General features: G+C 61.0%; 13 protein-coding genes and 1 pseudogene. 3 read left to right on the top strand and 11 right to left on the bottom strand.

Annotated elements, in window-relative coordinates:
* Positions 1-102: 102 nt before the first annotated feature.
* Genes T3A99_RS02320 through T3A99_RS02300 form a run of 5 tightly spaced genes read right to left on the bottom strand, consistent with a single transcriptional unit; the run spans position 103 to position 5485 of the window.
* The gene (locus tag T3A99_RS02320; RefSeq protein WP_047227100.1) at positions 103-1107 is read right to left on the bottom strand and encodes an AAA family ATPase; all 1005 of its coding nucleotides are present in this window, start codon (positions 1105-1107) and stop codon (positions 103-105) included.
* A complete protein-coding gene (locus tag T3A99_RS02315; protein ID WP_322833888.1) occupies positions 1104-2267 on the bottom strand; it encodes a DUF4350 domain-containing protein in 1164 nt (387 codons plus the stop codon). Before T3A99_RS02315 ends, T3A99_RS02320 begins: the two co-directional genes overlap by 4 nt.
* Positions 2264-3802, bottom strand: coding sequence for a DUF4129 domain-containing protein (locus T3A99_RS02310; protein ID WP_322833887.1), 1539 nt, complete (start codon positions 3800-3802; stop codon positions 2264-2266). The genes T3A99_RS02315 and T3A99_RS02310 overlap by 4 nt, the downstream gene beginning before the upstream one ends.
* Positions 3789-4763 (bottom strand): stage II sporulation protein M, encoded by a 975-nt coding sequence (locus T3A99_RS02305; protein ID WP_076383679.1) that lies wholly within the window; start codon positions 4761-4763, stop codon positions 3789-3791. The genes T3A99_RS02310 and T3A99_RS02305 overlap by 14 nt, the downstream gene beginning before the upstream one ends.
* Positions 4760-5485, bottom strand: a complete 726-nt coding sequence (locus tag T3A99_RS02300) for an RDD family protein (RefSeq protein WP_322833886.1) — start codon at positions 5483-5485, stop codon at positions 4760-4762. The genes T3A99_RS02305 and T3A99_RS02300 overlap by 4 nt, the downstream gene beginning before the upstream one ends.
* Positions 5486-5848: 363 nt before the next feature.
* Here T3A99_RS02300 and sbcB point away from each other — a divergent pair, with 363 nt between their 5' ends.
* Complete coding sequence (gene sbcB, locus T3A99_RS02295) at positions 5849-7276, top strand: exodeoxyribonuclease I (protein WP_322833885.1); 1428 nt, start codon at positions 5849-5851, stop codon at positions 7274-7276.
* A 93-nt stretch (positions 7277-7369) separates the two neighbouring features.
* Here sbcB and mvaT read toward each other — a convergent pair whose 3' ends face one another.
* Positions 7370-7747 (bottom strand): histone-like nucleoid-structuring protein MvaT, encoded by a 378-nt coding sequence (gene mvaT, locus T3A99_RS02290; protein WP_047227094.1) that lies wholly within the window; start codon positions 7745-7747, stop codon positions 7370-7372.
* 303 nt (positions 7748-8050) lie between these two features.
* Between mvaT and purU the strand changes: the two genes are divergently transcribed.
* Positions 8051-8899 carry a formyltetrahydrofolate deformylase gene (purU, locus tag T3A99_RS02285; protein ID WP_047227093.1) on the top strand — a complete coding sequence of 283 codons (849 nt, stop codon included), beginning with the start codon at positions 8051-8053 and terminating at the stop codon, positions 8897-8899.
* A gap of 58 nt (positions 8900-8957) precedes the next feature.
* Positions 8958-9149, top strand: coding sequence for a hypothetical protein (locus T3A99_RS02280; RefSeq protein ID WP_047227092.1), 192 nt, complete (start codon positions 8958-8960; stop codon positions 9147-9149).
* Between the two features lie 7 nt (positions 9150-9156).
* Here the strand turns inward: T3A99_RS02280 and T3A99_RS02275 are convergent, their stop codons facing one another.
* From T3A99_RS02275 to T3A99_RS27795, 5 genes and pseudogenes are all read right to left on the bottom strand, one after another.
* Positions 9157-10152: a lysylphosphatidylglycerol synthase transmembrane domain-containing protein gene (locus T3A99_RS02275; RefSeq protein ID WP_139049273.1), complete on the bottom strand. Its 996-nt coding sequence runs from the start codon at positions 10150-10152 to the stop codon at positions 9157-9159.
* Positions 10149-10916 carry a polysaccharide deacetylase family protein gene (locus tag T3A99_RS02270; RefSeq protein WP_274090091.1) on the bottom strand — a complete coding sequence of 256 codons (768 nt, stop codon included), beginning with the start codon at positions 10914-10916 and terminating at the stop codon, positions 10149-10151. Before T3A99_RS02270 ends, T3A99_RS02275 begins: the two co-directional genes overlap by 4 nt.
* Positions 10917-10932: 16 nt before the next feature.
* Positions 10933-12054, bottom strand: a complete 1122-nt coding sequence (locus T3A99_RS02265; RefSeq protein ID WP_047227089.1) for a glycosyltransferase family 4 protein — start codon at positions 12052-12054, stop codon at positions 10933-10935.
* A 185-nt stretch (positions 12055-12239) separates the two neighbouring features.
* Positions 12240-13004: a methyl-accepting chemotaxis protein gene (locus tag T3A99_RS27800; RefSeq protein ID WP_416221543.1), complete on the bottom strand. Its 765-nt coding sequence runs from the start codon at positions 13002-13004 to the stop codon at positions 12240-12242.
* Between the two features lie 93 nt (positions 13005-13097).
* Positions 13098-14129, bottom strand: a pseudogene (locus tag T3A99_RS27795) (cache and HAMP domain-containing protein); the annotation flags it as partial.
* Positions 14130-14225: the final 96 nt, after the last annotated feature.

The raw sequence follows: 14225 nt of genomic DNA, 5'->3' as shown, positions 1-14225 counted from the left end.
CAGGCAAAACCAGGGGGCTGCTTCGCAGCCCAGCGGGAGCAAGCTCCCTCGCCACAGAAAGCAGTCTTGCCTCAAGAAGTGCTCTTGGCACAGGCCGCCTCCTCACAACCGCGGCGCCGGCACTTGATCGAGCAGTTGCCCCAGCACCTGATCCACCGAAAGCCCTTCGATGTCCAGCTCCGGTGCCAGCCGCACCCGGTGGCGCAGCACGGCCAGGGCGCAGCCCTTGATGTCATCCGGCACCACGAACTCGCCGCCGCGCAACAATGCCCGGGCCCGGGCGCAGCGCACCAGGGCAATCGAGGCACGCGGCCCGGCGCCTAGGGTCAGGCCCGGCCAGCTGCGGGTGGTGCGGGCCAGGCGCACGGCGTAGTCGAGCACCTGATCGTCCATCGGCAGGTCACTGGCGATGCGTTGCAGCGCTTGCACGTCCTTGGCCTGCAACACCGTGCGCAACGGCTGTACATCGAGCATGTCGGCCCGGGTCGAACGGCTGACCTGACGGACCATGTTCAATTCCTGGTCGGCGTCGGGATAGTCCATGCGCACTTTGAGCATGAAACGGTCGAGCTCGGCTTCCGGCAGCGGGTAGGTGCCTTCCTGTTCGATCGGGTTCTGGGTGGCGAGCACCATGAACGGTTGGGCGATGGGCAAGGCGCGACCTTCGAGGGTGACCTGGCGTTCCTGCATGGCTTCGAGCAGCGCCGCCTGGGTCTTGGCCGGGGCGCGGTTGATTTCGTCGGCCAGCAGCAGGTTGGTAAACACCGGCCCCTTGCGCAGCTTGAACTGCTCGGTCTGCAAGTCGTACACCGCGTGCCCGGTGACGTCGCTGGGCATCAGGTCGGGGGTGAACTGGATGCGCGCGAATTCGCCGCCGAAACAGCGGGCCAGGGCGCGCACCAGCAGCGTCTTGCCCAATCCTGGAACCCCTTCGAGCAAGACGTGTCCGCCGGCGATCAGGGCCGTGAGCACATCGTCGATCACCGCGGCCTGGCCGACCACCGCCTTGTGCAGCTCGGTGCGAATAGCCTGGGCCAGTTGACTGGCGCGCTGGCGCTGTTGGGCGGCGTGGGTCTGGCCGCCGGCAGGTTCGTTTTCTTCAGTCATAAGGCATTCCTGAGGGTTTGCAGATGGGCGACCTGACGGCAGAACTCAGCGCTGGACATGCGCTGTTGCGGTCGGGGGCTTAAGGCCTGGCTGATGGTCCGCGTGGGTTGGCGGGTCAGACGGGCGAGCACTTGCCACTGTTCGGCCACGGCCAGTTGTTCGAAACCGGGATGCAGATGGCGTGCCCGGCGCAGCACGTCCTGTTGCAAGCTGTGCAGCAGATGCTGGCGGCCATTGTGTCGTAGATGAAAACCGGCGCTGGCCTGCACGTGTTCCTCCAACTGGCGCCGCGCCTTGGGAGCCGGTTGTTGCAGCGGGCCCTGACGCACCGCCGAACGCCAGAGCCAGAGGGCGATCAAGGCCAGCAGCGCCACCAAGGCCTGGGGGAAATAACGCAGCAACAGGGCCAGCAAGTTGTCGTGGTCGATGTCATACAGCAGCGTCACATGGGTGTCGGCGCTCAAATACCAGAGCAGCCAGGCGTTGTCGTATTGGTCGATGTGGTCGTTCTTCCACAGCTCGGCGTCGGTGAGCACGGTGATCGAGCCCAGGCCGTGGTTGAGCTGCATCATGTGGGTCGCCAACGCGCTGTTGGCCCAGGCCTGGGCGAGGTTTTGCGGGTCTTCGAGGTGGAAATCGGTGTCGAAGCCGACGTACGCGGGCGCTTCTTCGTCCTCCAGGTACAGCTTGGTCAGCTTGGGGTAGCGATCCTTGATGAGTTCGGGCTCCGGCGCCTTGAGGTCCTTGCTCAGGAATTGACGCAGGCGCACACGGTCCAGCAATAAGTCGCCGCTGCTGGCGGTACTGTTATCCCACAAGGCTTCGGCGACAAACAGCAATCGTCCACCGGCCTGGGCCCAGTTCATCAACTGGTCGACTTCCCGTGGGGTCATGTGGGTGCGTTCACCCAGCAACAGCAGGCTGCGCTGATCAGGCTCAAGGTTGGGCAGGATGTCCAGATTATTGGCGTGCTCGACGTTTATGCCCTGCCGGCGCAGGAAATGTTCGGCGGCCAGGTAGGGATTGGCCTGGGCCTCGGGGGAGGGGCCGTGATCGATGGTTTCCTGATAGGGCACTGCCTTCAGGAACAGGTAAATGCCCAACACGCACAACAGCGCTGCCACCCCGGCGCCGACCAACAACCCTGCGCGGCGATTCATCGAGACGCCTCCGGCCCGAACAACCCGCGCCAGTCATCGCACAGTTGCTGTTGCAGATGGGGTGGCGGCGGGCGATGGCCGTATGCAATGTTTTGCCAGTGCTGAGTCAGGTGTTGGCTGAACGTCAGCAGGCGTTCATGCTCAAGCTGTTCGATGCGTTGCAGCACCTGGCCTTCGGTGTCGGCCGGCTTCAAGGGAAGCGCAAAGTCATGATGCAACCGGCTGAGCAAGGCCCGATACAGCAGCCCCAGGGCCTGGCGAGGGTCAGCGGCCCATAGTTGTTCCACGCTGGTGGCCACGTCGTCCGGCAGGCTTTCTTCGCGAATATCCAGACCGAACATCTGCGCCGGCATCGGTCGTGCCACGGGTGGGCGTTTTGTCGGTCGCAGATTCACCAAGGCCCTGAGCCTTTCCCGGTAGCGCCAGGCCAGCCAGGCAATCGCCGCCACCAGGCAGGCCCACAGTACGATCTGGATCAGCGCGGCGGCGATGTCGAAGCGTTGGCCGCTGATCCATTTGAACCATGCCTTGAGCCAGCCCGGCGCTTCGTCGGTCTCGGCCGATTCGGCGGTTTCTTCACCCAGACGATAGCGGGTGAGCGTTTCCGGGTTCTTGAACGGCGGAGCCTGGAGGATCGCCTTGATGCTGTCCCTGGAGGCTTCGCTGGTAAGAGGTTGGTTGAGCAGTCGCGGGCTGTCGGGGCCGGTGTTGTCTTCGGCGGCCCAGGCCGGCGGTGCCAGCGGCAACAACAGCAGTGCCAGCAGCATCAGCGCGGGGGCAGTGCTGCTCAGGCGTTGGCGCAGGCGTCGGAACACCAGTTCAATGTCCCAGGCTTCGAGTATCGTGCGCCGGTTCAGGTAGAGGCTGAAACCGCAGGCGACATACACCGGCTCCCAGACGATCAGCAGCAGGGGATACAGCAGGTTGATCAGATGTTCGAGCCACAACCAGTCGTGCTCGGCGACGGCGATCAGCGTCTGCCAGTTCCATTGCAGTTCGACCTGCTGCGGCACGAGCAGGTAGAACAGGGCCATGAGGCCGAACCACAAGGCGATCTCCAGGTGGACGCCGATCACGGTCAGCCATTGCGCTGCGCCACGGTTGCGTTGCAGCAGCACCCGCAAGCGCTGTTCACGCGCCTCGCCGTCGAGTCCTTCGAGTTGCACCACGGGCATCAGGAAGCTGCGACTCAGGCTCAGCCGTCGCCAGGTCAGGCTTGCCAGCAACTGGGGCTTGAGCAGCGCGGGCCACTGACGCAAGGCCTGTTTCAGCGTCGGTGTTTCGCCGAACAGCGCCTTGGACAAAATGTACAGGGGCAAACGGTCAAAGGCCGGTTTCAACCACCAGAACAGGAACATCGCCAGAGAGGGCGAATCCCACAGCAGCAGGGACAACAGCGCAAACACCGGCAGCGTGATAACGGCCCAGCTGGTCATCAGCAAACGTCGATGCTGCTGGCTCATCAACACGCCCAGGTCCATGGCTTCCCAGGTGGTGCGCGGGCGGATGACCACGGTGGCATCACTCAGACGCATGGCGGGCCCGTCCGGCAAACACCAGATAACTGATCACCAGAAGCCACAACAAGGCGCCGACCGTGTATTTGGTCGCGGCTGTCACGGCGCTGGAGGACCAGTACGCTTCGATGAACGCGGCAATCAGCAGCAACAGCATCACGCCGCCGACCATCAGCACACTTTTGCCGGCGGCGATCCGCAAGGCCTCGCCTCGGGTGAGGCGCCCCGGTGCGATCAACGCCCAGCCCAGTTGCAGGCCGGCGGCGCCGGCCAACGTGATGGCAGTGAGTTCGAAGGCGCCGTGGCCGATGACGAACGACCAGAACGTCCCACCCGAGCCGATCTGGGTCAGGTGCCCGGCCACCGCACCAATGGTCAGGCCGTTGAAAAACAGGAAGAACGCGCTACCCAGGCCAAACATCAAGCCACTGGCGAATGTCTGAAAGGCGATGCCGATGTTGTGCATGATGTAGTAGCCGAACATGACCCAGTCCTGGCTGGCGGCCCGCTCGATCGAACGCCCCAGGTGCCCGCTGGCCGGGTCGTACATGCCACGTATCTGGCTGACTTCCTCGACGCTCAACAGGCTGTAGACCAGCTCGGGAAACAGATAGACCAGCAGCCCGATGCCGATCAGGCTACCCATGAACATCGCTCCGGCGGCCAGTACGAAACGCCATTGTTCCCGCACGAGTCGGGGGAAACCGGCCAGGATGAAAGTCGAAAGGCCGGTCGATGGCCGGCTGCGATCCCGATAGAGTTGCTGGTGACCGCGCAGCGCCAACTGCTGCAGCGTGTCGACCAGCAGGCTGCTGTAACCTCGTGCCTGGGCCAGCGCCAGATGCTGACAAAGCCTGCGGTAGGCAGGAGGAAAGTCACTGCTTTGGGGCACGTTACGACTGCGCTCCAGTTGATCGAGTTGTCGGGACAGTCGGTCCCATTCGCCTTGGTGGCGGCTTTCGAACAGGCTTTGTTTCATGTCGGCCCCAGCAGGCCACGGGCGATGCCATTGAGTTCGGCCACGGCTCTGGGGGCCTGGACGTTCAGTGGCGCGGCCAGGATGCTCGCCAGTTCGTTGACCCGCGCTTCGGACAGTTCAGCCTGGCGTTCAGCGAAACCCAGCACGGCGCGTTGCTCGTTCAGGCTCAGGGTAAAGGGCGGTCGTATCGACTGCGCCAGGGGCAGCGCGGGACGTTTGACCGGTTGCTCGCGATACACCACCAGGGTGCCGGCGGCCAGGTCTCCCAGGCGTTTGAAGGCAGGATGTTGCAGGCAACTGATTGCCCCGAAGGTGTAGCCGAAGGGCAGCATGTCGACAAAACGCAGCAGGTTGCGGATCAGTGAAGCGGACCAGCCGATAGGCCTGCCGTCGTCCTGCACCACTCGCAACCCCATGATCTGCTTGCCGGGGGAGCGCCCCTGGTTCAGCACCTCGAACAGCACCATGTACCACCAACTGACAACGAACAGCAGGATGGAGCCCAGGCCAATGCCCAGCTCACCAAAAAACGCCAGGATGATGAACACCAGCCCCAGGACCAGCCCGCGTATGCCCAGGTCGATGGCAAAGGCCAGCGCACGAGGCATCAACCCCGCCGGGCGCAGCGGCAGGTCGATGCCTTCGGGCGTTTCAACCTGATACCGCGTATCGAGTGGCGGGGGCAGCGTCGCGTTCCTTTGCAGTGCTGGTCTCTCGAGCATGGGCAACCTGAGTGATGGGCCGGTTCGAACGTTCAGTCTCGGTCCCGATGCTAGCAGTCTTCGTGCGGGCAAACGACATAACTATGTATGTCATTTCATGGCTTGCCACAGGATTCAGGGCCCGAACACAAAAGCAGAACCCCTGTGGGAGCGAGCCTGCTCGCGATGACCGCGGCACATTCAGCATTGCCGTTTCAGGCAGACCGCTATCGCGAGCAGGCTCGCTCCCACAGTTTTGATCGGGGTGTTCACTGATCCGGTGTCCGCCTCAGATCCCCCTTTGGATTTCAAAACTCAGGCAGCGCTGGCCGCAGGTGGGCTCGAAGGCCTAGACTTCGCCAGTCTTCAACCCAGGAACGCCCCGTGACTTCTATCTTCTGGTACGACTACGAAACCACCGGCATCAACCCGCGTTGTGACCGGCCCTTGCAAGTGGCGGGGATCCGTACCGATTTCGAACTCAATGAAATCGACGAGCCGGTGAACCTGTATTGCCAGCCCAGCGAGGACATCCTGCCGCATCCGGCGGCTTGTGCGATCACCGGCATTACCCCGCAATGCCTGGCCGACAAAGGCTTGACTGAAGCCGACTTCATGACCCGTATCCACGGGCAACTGGCCGCGCCCGGCACCTGTGGCGCCGGTTACAACACCCTGCGCTTCGACGACGAAATGACCCGCTATAGCCTCTATCGGAATTTTTTCGACCCGTACGCGCGGGAGTGGCAGGGCGGCAATAGCCGCTGGGACCTGATCGACCTGGTGCGCGCCACCTATGCGCTGCGCCCCGAAGGCATTGTCTGGCCACAAGAGGAGGGCCGCGTGACCCTCAAGCTGGAGCGCCTGACCGCCGCCAATGGTATTGACCACGGCCAGGCTCACGATGCGTTGTCGGACGTGCGCGCGACGATCGCCCTGGCCCGTCTGATCCGCCAGAAACAACCCAGGCTTTACGAGTGGCTGTTCCAGTTGCGCAGCAAACAGAAAGTCATGGATCAGGTCCGCCTGTTGCAGCCTATGGTGCATGTTTCCGGGCGCTTCTCGGCTGCGCGCAACTACATCGGGGTAGTTTTGCCATTGGCCTGGCACCCGAAAAATCGCAATGCCCTGATTGTCTGTGACTTGCACCTAGACCCGCTGGGTTTGCTGGACCACGATGCTGAAACCCTGAGGCAACGTTTGTATACCCGCCGTGAAGAACTGCTCGAAGGCGAGTTGCCGGTGCCTCTCAAACTCATTCATATCAACAAGTGCCCGGTGGTCGCGCCGCTCTCGGTGCTGCGTGCCGAGGACCAGCAGCGGCTGCAACTGGACATGGACGTTTATCAGGAGCGTGCGCTGCGGCTAACTGACGCACAGCAAGTTTGGCAGGACAAACTTCAGGCTATTTATGGTCGCGAGGATTTCACGGCCAGTGAGGATCCCGAGCAGCAGTTATACGCAGGCTTCATCGGCGACCGCGATCGTCGATTGTGCGAGCAAGTCCGCATGGCTGACCCGGCTCAATTGGCTTCAGAGCACTGGCCTTTTGATGATGAGCGTTTACCGGAGTTATTGTTCAGATATCGCGCGCGCAACTTCCCTGAGACCTTGACCGGCGAAGAGCAGGAGCGTTGGAGACTTTTCTGTCAGCAGCGTTTGTCCTCCCCTGAATGGGGGGCGCCTAATACCTTGCAAAGTTTTGATGAGGCGATGGAGGAATGGATGGCCGTTTCCACGCCATTGCAGCGCGAGGTACTCATAGAGTGGCAGGGCTACAGCCAGCAATTGCGTAAACGTTTAAGCCTTTGAGTGGCGATGAAGTGGGTAAATCGCAGGCATAAAAAAACGCCAGCAATCGCTGGCGTTATTCTGTTCGCATAAAGCGGCGCGAACCGGTGAGGCTTAGCCCAACAGGGTTGCCCAACCTTCAACCACGTCACCGCCCCACTTGGCTTTCCACTCTTTCAGAGTCTTGTGGTTGCCACCTTTGGTTTCGATGACTTCGCCGTTGTGCGGGTTTTTGTATTGCTTAACTTTGCGAGCGCGTTTGGTGCCGGTAGTTTTTACGGCGCCACGGGTTGCCTTGCTCGATTTGGCTTCTGGATCCAGCATAGCAATGATGTCACGCAGCGATTTCTGGTATTCGCCCATCAGCGTGCGCAGTTTGCCTTCGAATTCCAGTTCTTTCTGCAGCTTGTCGTCTTTGGACAGAGCTTTCAGGCGTTCTTGCAGTTCTTTGATTGCTTCTTCGGTGCTGCGGTATTCATTGATCAAGGACATGAGGACTACCTTATGTAGGACGCGGGTGACAAGGAGACAGTGAGGCAATAGTAATCAGACAGTTTCATCAAGTAAACATTTAACCGATGTTTTATTTAATTAATTAGTGCAGCCTCGCAAAAACGGCGTTGCAGTTAAATACTGAAACACAGTCTTCACATCTGCTCACAAATATAGCGTGTTGCCAAAGGTCCGGCCCATTGCTGCCCGGGCAGACAAATGTGCGCGGCGTGTCATCGATACTGCAGTTTTGCCGCGCAATGGCTAGAATGGCCGCCTTTGTGAAGTTCTGGAGTTCCCCTAATGCGCACTTTTCGGCTGGTGATCGCTTGCCCGGACCGCGTCGGCATCGTTGCTAAGGTCAGTAATTTTCTGGCGTCCCATAATGGTTGGATCACTGAAGCGAGCCATCACTCGGACACTCACAGTGGCTGGTTTTTCATGCGTCACGAAATTCGTGCCGACTCGCTTCCCTTCGGCATCGAAGCCTTTCGTGAGGCGTTCGCACCGATTGCCGAAGAGTTTTCGATGGACTGGCGAATCACCGATACCGAGCAGAAAAAACGCGTGGTGCTGATGGCCAGTAAAGAATCTCACTGCCTGGCTGATTTGCTGCACCGCTGGCACAGCGATGAGCTCGATTGCGACATCGCCTGTGTCATTTCCAACCACGACGCCTTGCGCAGCATGGTGGAGTGGCACGGAATCCCTTATTACCACGTTCCGGTCGACCCACAGGACAAGCAGCCGGCGTTTGCCGAAGTTTCGCGGCTGGTCAAACAGCACGACGCCGAGGTGGTGGTGCTGGCCCGCTACATGCAAATCCTGCCGCCTTCCTTGTGCAGCGAATACGCGCACAAGGTCATCAATATCCACCACAGCTTCCTGCCGTCGTTTGTCGGTGCCAAGCCGTATCACCAGGCCTCGATGCGGGGTGTGAAGCTGATTGGCGCCACCTGCCACTACGTGACCGAAGAGCTGGACGCAGGGCCGATCATCGAGCAGGACGTTGTGCGCGTCAGCCACAGCGACAGCATCGAAGACATGGTGCGTTTCGGCCGTGACGTGGAAAAAATGGTACTGGCGCGCGGCTTGCGTTATCACCTGGAAGACCGAGTGCTGGTGCACGGCAACAAGACCGTGGTGTTCTGACTACACTGCAAAGGGCCTGGGCGAGTGATCACCAGGCCCTTTTTTCATGAGGTTCGCCATGACCGATCCATTGGACAAAGCCACCTCCCGAGCCCCGGCGACCCTGGGTGAGGGGTGCCTGAGCCGTTACGATCCTGAAGCGTTGAGCCCGGAGGATGGCACGGAGTTTCCCGACGCTGCGCAACTGTGGAAACAAATGCACCCCGAGGACGAACCAGCGCCTGCAAAGCCTGAAAGCGGTGAAGTCTAAATAGGAGTCACGCCTGTCGCAGCTTGATCAGTTTCTTGATCAATGGTCGCCCGACCATCAAAAAGAACACGGGGCCACCGGCGACCAGATAAAAGTAATAGGTCACGGCCCGCCAGATCAGAATCGCCGCTGCCGCCGTGGATTTGCCCACCATGGGCGCCAGCAGCGCCGCCGAGGTCAACTCTGCCGCCCCGGCGCCACCGGGCAGGAGGCTGAACTGCCCTGCGCTCAAGGAGAGCATCTGGATCAGAAAGCTCCAGGCCCACTGCAAATCCGCCCCCAGTCCTCTCAACGCCAGATACAACACGCTGTAGCGCAGGGCCCAGTGAAGGCAGGTCAGGCCGAAGACCTGGAACAGGGTCTGACGGGGCAATTTCAGGGTGTCGGTAAATGCCGCCAGAAAGTGCAGGATCTTGCGTCCCCAGCGTTGGCGAGTGGCGGTCTTTACCCGCAGATGTCGCAATAACCGAGCGCCCAGCAGAATCAGTTTGCGGTGGTAGCGGGCCACCAGCACGCAGCCGAACAGTCCGCCAAACAACGAGAAGGCACTCAATGCCAGCATCCATTCGATGCTCTGGCTCAGGTTCTGGAACAAGGCATAAAACAGGATGCCGACCAAGGCGCAGAGGAAAAACAGCAGATCGCTCAACTGATCCATGGCAAACACCGCGCTGCCATGGGCCGGACGCACGCCGTTGCGCGCCAGCAACGCCATCAGCGTCAGCGGCCCGCCACTGCCGCCGGGCGTGGCACACATGGCGAACTCGGTAGACATGACGACGCCAATGCTTTTCAGCCGGCCGACGCGCCCGCGGTGTTCACCCAGCAGCAAACGCAGGCGCACGGAATTCAGGCCCCAGCACAGGACAATCATGCCAAGCATGGTCAACAGCAGTGACAAGGGAAAGCGCTGCACCCGCGACCACATCTCCCCGCCACCCATCAACCACGGCACCAGTAGCGCCAAGAGCAAGGCGGCGCCCAGCCATATCAGCCGTTTCATGCCGCGTCGCTGACCCGCAGGCCCTGGGTCGCCAGCCATTGGACCTTGGTCATCGGCACGCGGCCGTCGTTGAGCAGACGTTCGAGGGTGCGCAACCAATAATCCCGGGAGAACCCATGGCGCATGTCGACGGGATGCAGGCCAAGGCGAATGACTGGCGCCTGACGCCAGCGCTGTTCACGTTGATCATTGATGACTTTGGAAAGGCCACGGCGCCAGGCGCTGCGGGCGCTCCATACCAGTCCCGGAGCGTCGATCGGGGTGAAGTCCGGCAAGCGATAGAGATGCTGGGGATCGCTGGTGTAACTCAGTGGCAACTGGCGCAGTGCCTGGCGCGTGCCTTCGCTCATGAGCCAGGCCGGAGCGACGAAACCCTCCAGTGGCCACTGGTAGCGCTGGAAGGTTTCGACACCCGCACGCAGGCGGGCGAGGGCCGCCTCCTCGGACAGGCTGTAAAACTCGCCTTCGTGGGTATACACCCGGCGCATGAACCAGTCCTTGGGATGAGTCGCCGGCGGACCGTCGTCGCAATGGTAGTAGCCGTGCAGCACCAATTCGTCGCCGCGCTCGACCCGGTTGTCGAGCAGGCGCCGAAAACCTGGGTGATCCTCCAGCGCATTGGCGTGGTGAAAGTCCGGCACCACCAGCCAGGTCGTTGGCACCTGGCCGAGGGTGTCGACAGCTTCGACGAAGGGCTGGTAGTCGGGCCAGGTTTGCGGCGCCACGTCATGCAGCACCAACAGCAGGCTGGGCGATTGATTCATCGACACGGACTTCACCTCAACCATTGGCCAACAGGGGCAGTTGTTCACCCAGGACGCTGTGGTAGTGGCCCAACAGGCTGTTGACCACCGAGTCCCAGGCGTAGTGACGCTCAACGTGCTGGCGCGCCAGCACACCGCGTCGCTGACAGCCTTCGGCAAACAGCTGCCGCACGGCGTTGGCCATGGCCTGTGGATTGTCGGGCGTGCATAGCAGGCCGCAGTCTTCGTGGACGATTTCGGTGAAGGCCCCGGCCGCCACCGCCACCACGGGGATACCGCTGGCCATGGCTTCGAGGATCACCAGGCCGAAGGTTTCCTGGTCACCGGCATGCACCAGGGCATCGGCGCTGGCCATGAGTCGGGCAACTTGCGGCGCCGGACAGAACTCATCGACCACCGTAACGTTGTCCGGGACCACGGCGGGCATGGACGAACCCACCAGCAGCAGGTGGTAACGTTCGCCCAGGCGTTTCATGCACTTGAGCAGCACCGGCAGGTTTTTTTCCCTGGAGCCGCGACCGGCGAAAATCAGCAGGCGCGTGTCTTCGGCAATTCCCAGTTCGGCACGCAGTTCCGGGTCGCGGGCGGCGGGGTTGAAGGTTTGCAGATCCACGCCCAAAGGCTGCACGTAGACGTTCTTGACCCCCAGCCCGATCAACTTGTCGGCCATGACCTGGCTCGGCGCCAGGACCCGGTCGAAATTGCCGTACAACTTGCTGACATAGGCTTCGATGTTGGGCGTGAACCAGTTGCCCATGCGGTTGCTGACCAGCAGCGGCAGGTCGGAGTGATAGAAACCGATCACCGGCACATCGAGCTGGCGCCGGGCATCCAGGGCAGCCCATGCGGTGAGGTAGGGATCGCCGACTTCAATCAGGTCCGGTTGTAAATCACGCAGGACATTGCGCCAGGGCGCCAGGCGAAGCGGGAAGCGGTAGCCCTTGCCGAAAGGCAGGGCGGGGGCCGGAACCTTATAGATCCCGTCGTGCTCGCTCAGATGCGCGCCAGGGATCAACAGACTGTGACGAATTCCGGGCCGATCACTCAGGCGCCGGTGCTTGGCATCCAGATAAGTGCGCACGCCGCCGCTGGCGGGGGCGTAGAACATGGTTATGTCCGCTATGTGCACGATGAACATCCCTCCGGTCTGTATTCTCCTTTGTTGACCTTTAGTAAGAATAGATGTTCGGTTGGGGTTGTGGGCGGTGGAATGTCTGTCAGCAGTGTGTCGTTTGAGAGGGGCCTATCGCTAGCAGGCTCGCTCCCACCATGGATCTGTGTTTTGCACAAAACCCCGTGGAAGCGAGCCTGCTGGCGATGACGTCAGATGCGGAAACTGCCCACCAGTTGCTTCAACCGCGCCGCTTGCTGCTCAAGGTCTGAGCAGGCGCGCAATGTCGATTGCAGGTTCTCCACGCCTTCCTGGTTCAGCGTGTTGATCTCGGTGATGTCCACGTTGATGGATTCCACCACGGCCGTCTGCTCCTCGGTGGCGGTGGCCACTGACTGGTTCATGCCATCGATTTCACCGATGCGCTGGGTCACGCTGTTCAGGCGCTCGCCGGCCAGGTTGGCGATTTCCACGCTTTCCTGGCTGTGGCGCTGGCTGTCGTTCATGGTCGTGACCGAATCCCGGGCGCCGACCTGCAACTCCTCGATCATGGTCTGCACCTGTTGCGCCGATTCCTGGGTGCGGTGGGCCAGGTTGCGCACTTCATCGGCCACCACGGCAAACCCGCGCCCGGCCTCACCGGCCCGGGCTGCCTCAATTGCAGCATTGAGGGCCAGCAGGTTGGTTTGCTGGGAAATGCTGGTGATCACCTCCAGGATCTGGCCAATGTTCACGGTTTTGCTGTTCAGCGATTCAACGTTGCTGCTTGAGGCACTCAGCAAGTCGGACAAGCGATTCATCGCGGCAATGCTGCGATCCACCACTTGTTGACCATCCTCGGCCAGGCCACGGGCGTCGCTGGCCTGATGGGAAGCTTGCGCTGCATTGCGGGCGATTTCCTGAGCAGCGGCGCCTAATTGATTGATGGCCGCGGCCACGCTGTTGGTGCGGTTGGCCTGCTCGTCGGAATTGACCATCGAGGAGTTCGACGCGCTCACCACCCGCAAGGCGACTTCGTTGACGTGTTCGGTGGCGGAGGACACTTCGCGGATCGAATTATGGATACGCTCCACGAAACGGTTGAACGCCGTGCCCAGAATGCCGAATTCGTCCTGATTCTGGATCGTCAGGCGTTTGGTCAGGTCGCCGTCGCCATCGGCAATGTCTTCCATCGCCCGGGTCATCACATGCAGCGGTTGGATCAGCAAGCGGATCAACATGCTCAGCAGCGCAATGATGAACGCCACGGCAATGACCGTCGCCACGACGGCCGAGGTGCGGAAATCGCTGAGCATCGAGTAGGCCTTGTCTTTATCCACCGACACGCCGACGTACCAGTTCACCGAGGGCAGGCCTTTGATCGGCGTGAAGGTCACGATGCGCGTTTGGCCATCGACCTCGACTTCGCTGATCTGGTCGCTGATCTTCGGGGTGTTCGTCGGGTAGGCTTCGGCCAGGGTTTTCATGACCAGGGCTTTATCCGGGTGTACCAGGATCTTGCCGTCGGCGCTGATCAGGTAGGCATACCCCATGCCGTCGAAATTCACGGTCTTGAGGTTGTCCACAATGGTCTGCAGGCTCAGGTCGCCGCCCACGACACCGACATTTTGCGTGGCGTTTTTCGAGGCGCTGGCGATGGAAATGATCAGCCCGCCGCTGGCAGCATCGATGTAGGGTTCGGTCAGGGTCGAGGTGCTGCTGCTTTGTGCGCCTTTGTACCAAGGACGTACGCGCGGATCGAAACCGTCAGGCATCTTCGCATCGGGGCGAATGATGAAACTGCCCTGGGCATCGCCAAGGTAGGACGCCATGAAGGTCGAGGTCAGCGCTTTCTGTTCCAGCAGGTGGGTGACGCTGCTCGGGTCGGGGGTGACGGCGATGTTCTGGGCCAGGTTCTCGATAAGCAGGATGCGGCCGGTCAGCCAGGTCTGAATGTTATTTGCCGTGACAGCACCCATTTCATGCAGGTAGCTGTCCAGGTCGTCACGGATGGCATTGCGTTGCAGGTAATCGTTGTAGGTCGTGAAGGAAGCGAAGGCTGCAATCACGATGAGCGCGGCGGCTATTAGAATTTTATGGCTAAAGCGCAGGTTTTTATTCATGGCACGGGGGTCCGCTAAGGTCTTGATACGCTAAGCGTGCTTATATATAAGCGCGCAAAAATGGCTTCATAGTGAAAAAAAGCTGATATTTCCTCC

It is taken from the genome of Pseudomonas sp. N-137 (assembly GCF_034555295.1).
Classification (GTDB): domain Bacteria; phylum Pseudomonadota; class Gammaproteobacteria; order Pseudomonadales; family Pseudomonadaceae; genus Aquipseudomonas; species Aquipseudomonas rhizophila.
This window is presented reverse-complemented; position numbering and strand designations above follow the sequence as displayed.

Excerpts from the sequence above, each read along its gene's own strand:
- T3A99_RS02320 (WP_047227100.1), bottom strand. The coding sequence starts at position 1,107 with ATGACTGAAGAAAACGAACCTGCCGGCGGCCAGACCCACGCCGCCCAA.
- T3A99_RS02315 (WP_322833888.1), bottom strand. The coding sequence starts at position 2,267 with ATGAATCGCCGCGCAGGGTTGTTGGTCGGCGCCGGGGTGGCAGCGCTG.
- T3A99_RS02310 (WP_322833887.1), bottom strand. The coding sequence starts at position 3,802 with ATGCGTCTGAGTGATGCCACCGTGGTCATCCGCCCGCGCACCACCTGG.
- T3A99_RS02305 (WP_076383679.1), bottom strand. The coding sequence starts at position 4,763 with ATGAAACAAAGCCTGTTCGAAAGCCGCCACCAAGGCGAATGGGACCGA.
- T3A99_RS02300 (WP_322833886.1), bottom strand. The coding sequence starts at position 5,485 with ATGCTCGAGAGACCAGCACTGCAAAGGAACGCGACGCTGCCCCCGCCA.
- mvaT (WP_047227094.1), bottom strand. The coding sequence starts at position 7,747 with ATGTCCTTGATCAATGAATACCGCAGCACCGAAGAAGCAATCAAAGAA.
- purU (WP_047227093.1), top strand. The coding sequence starts at position 8,051 with ATGCGCACTTTTCGGCTGGTGATCGCTTGCCCGGACCGCGTCGGCATC.
- T3A99_RS02280 (WP_047227092.1), top strand. The coding sequence starts at position 8,958 with ATGACCGATCCATTGGACAAAGCCACCTCCCGAGCCCCGGCGACCCTG.
- T3A99_RS02275 (WP_139049273.1), bottom strand. The coding sequence starts at position 10,152 with ATGAAACGGCTGATATGGCTGGGCGCCGCCTTGCTCTTGGCGCTACTG.
- T3A99_RS02270 (WP_274090091.1), bottom strand. The coding sequence starts at position 10,916 with ATGAATCAATCGCCCAGCCTGCTGTTGGTGCTGCATGACGTGGCGCCG.
- T3A99_RS02265 (WP_047227089.1), bottom strand. The coding sequence starts at position 12,054 with ATGTTCATCGTGCACATAGCGGACATAACCATGTTCTACGCCCCCGCC.
- T3A99_RS27800 (WP_416221543.1), bottom strand. The coding sequence starts at position 13,004 with ATGGTCAATTCCGACGAGCAGGCCAACCGCACCAACAGCGTGGCCGCG.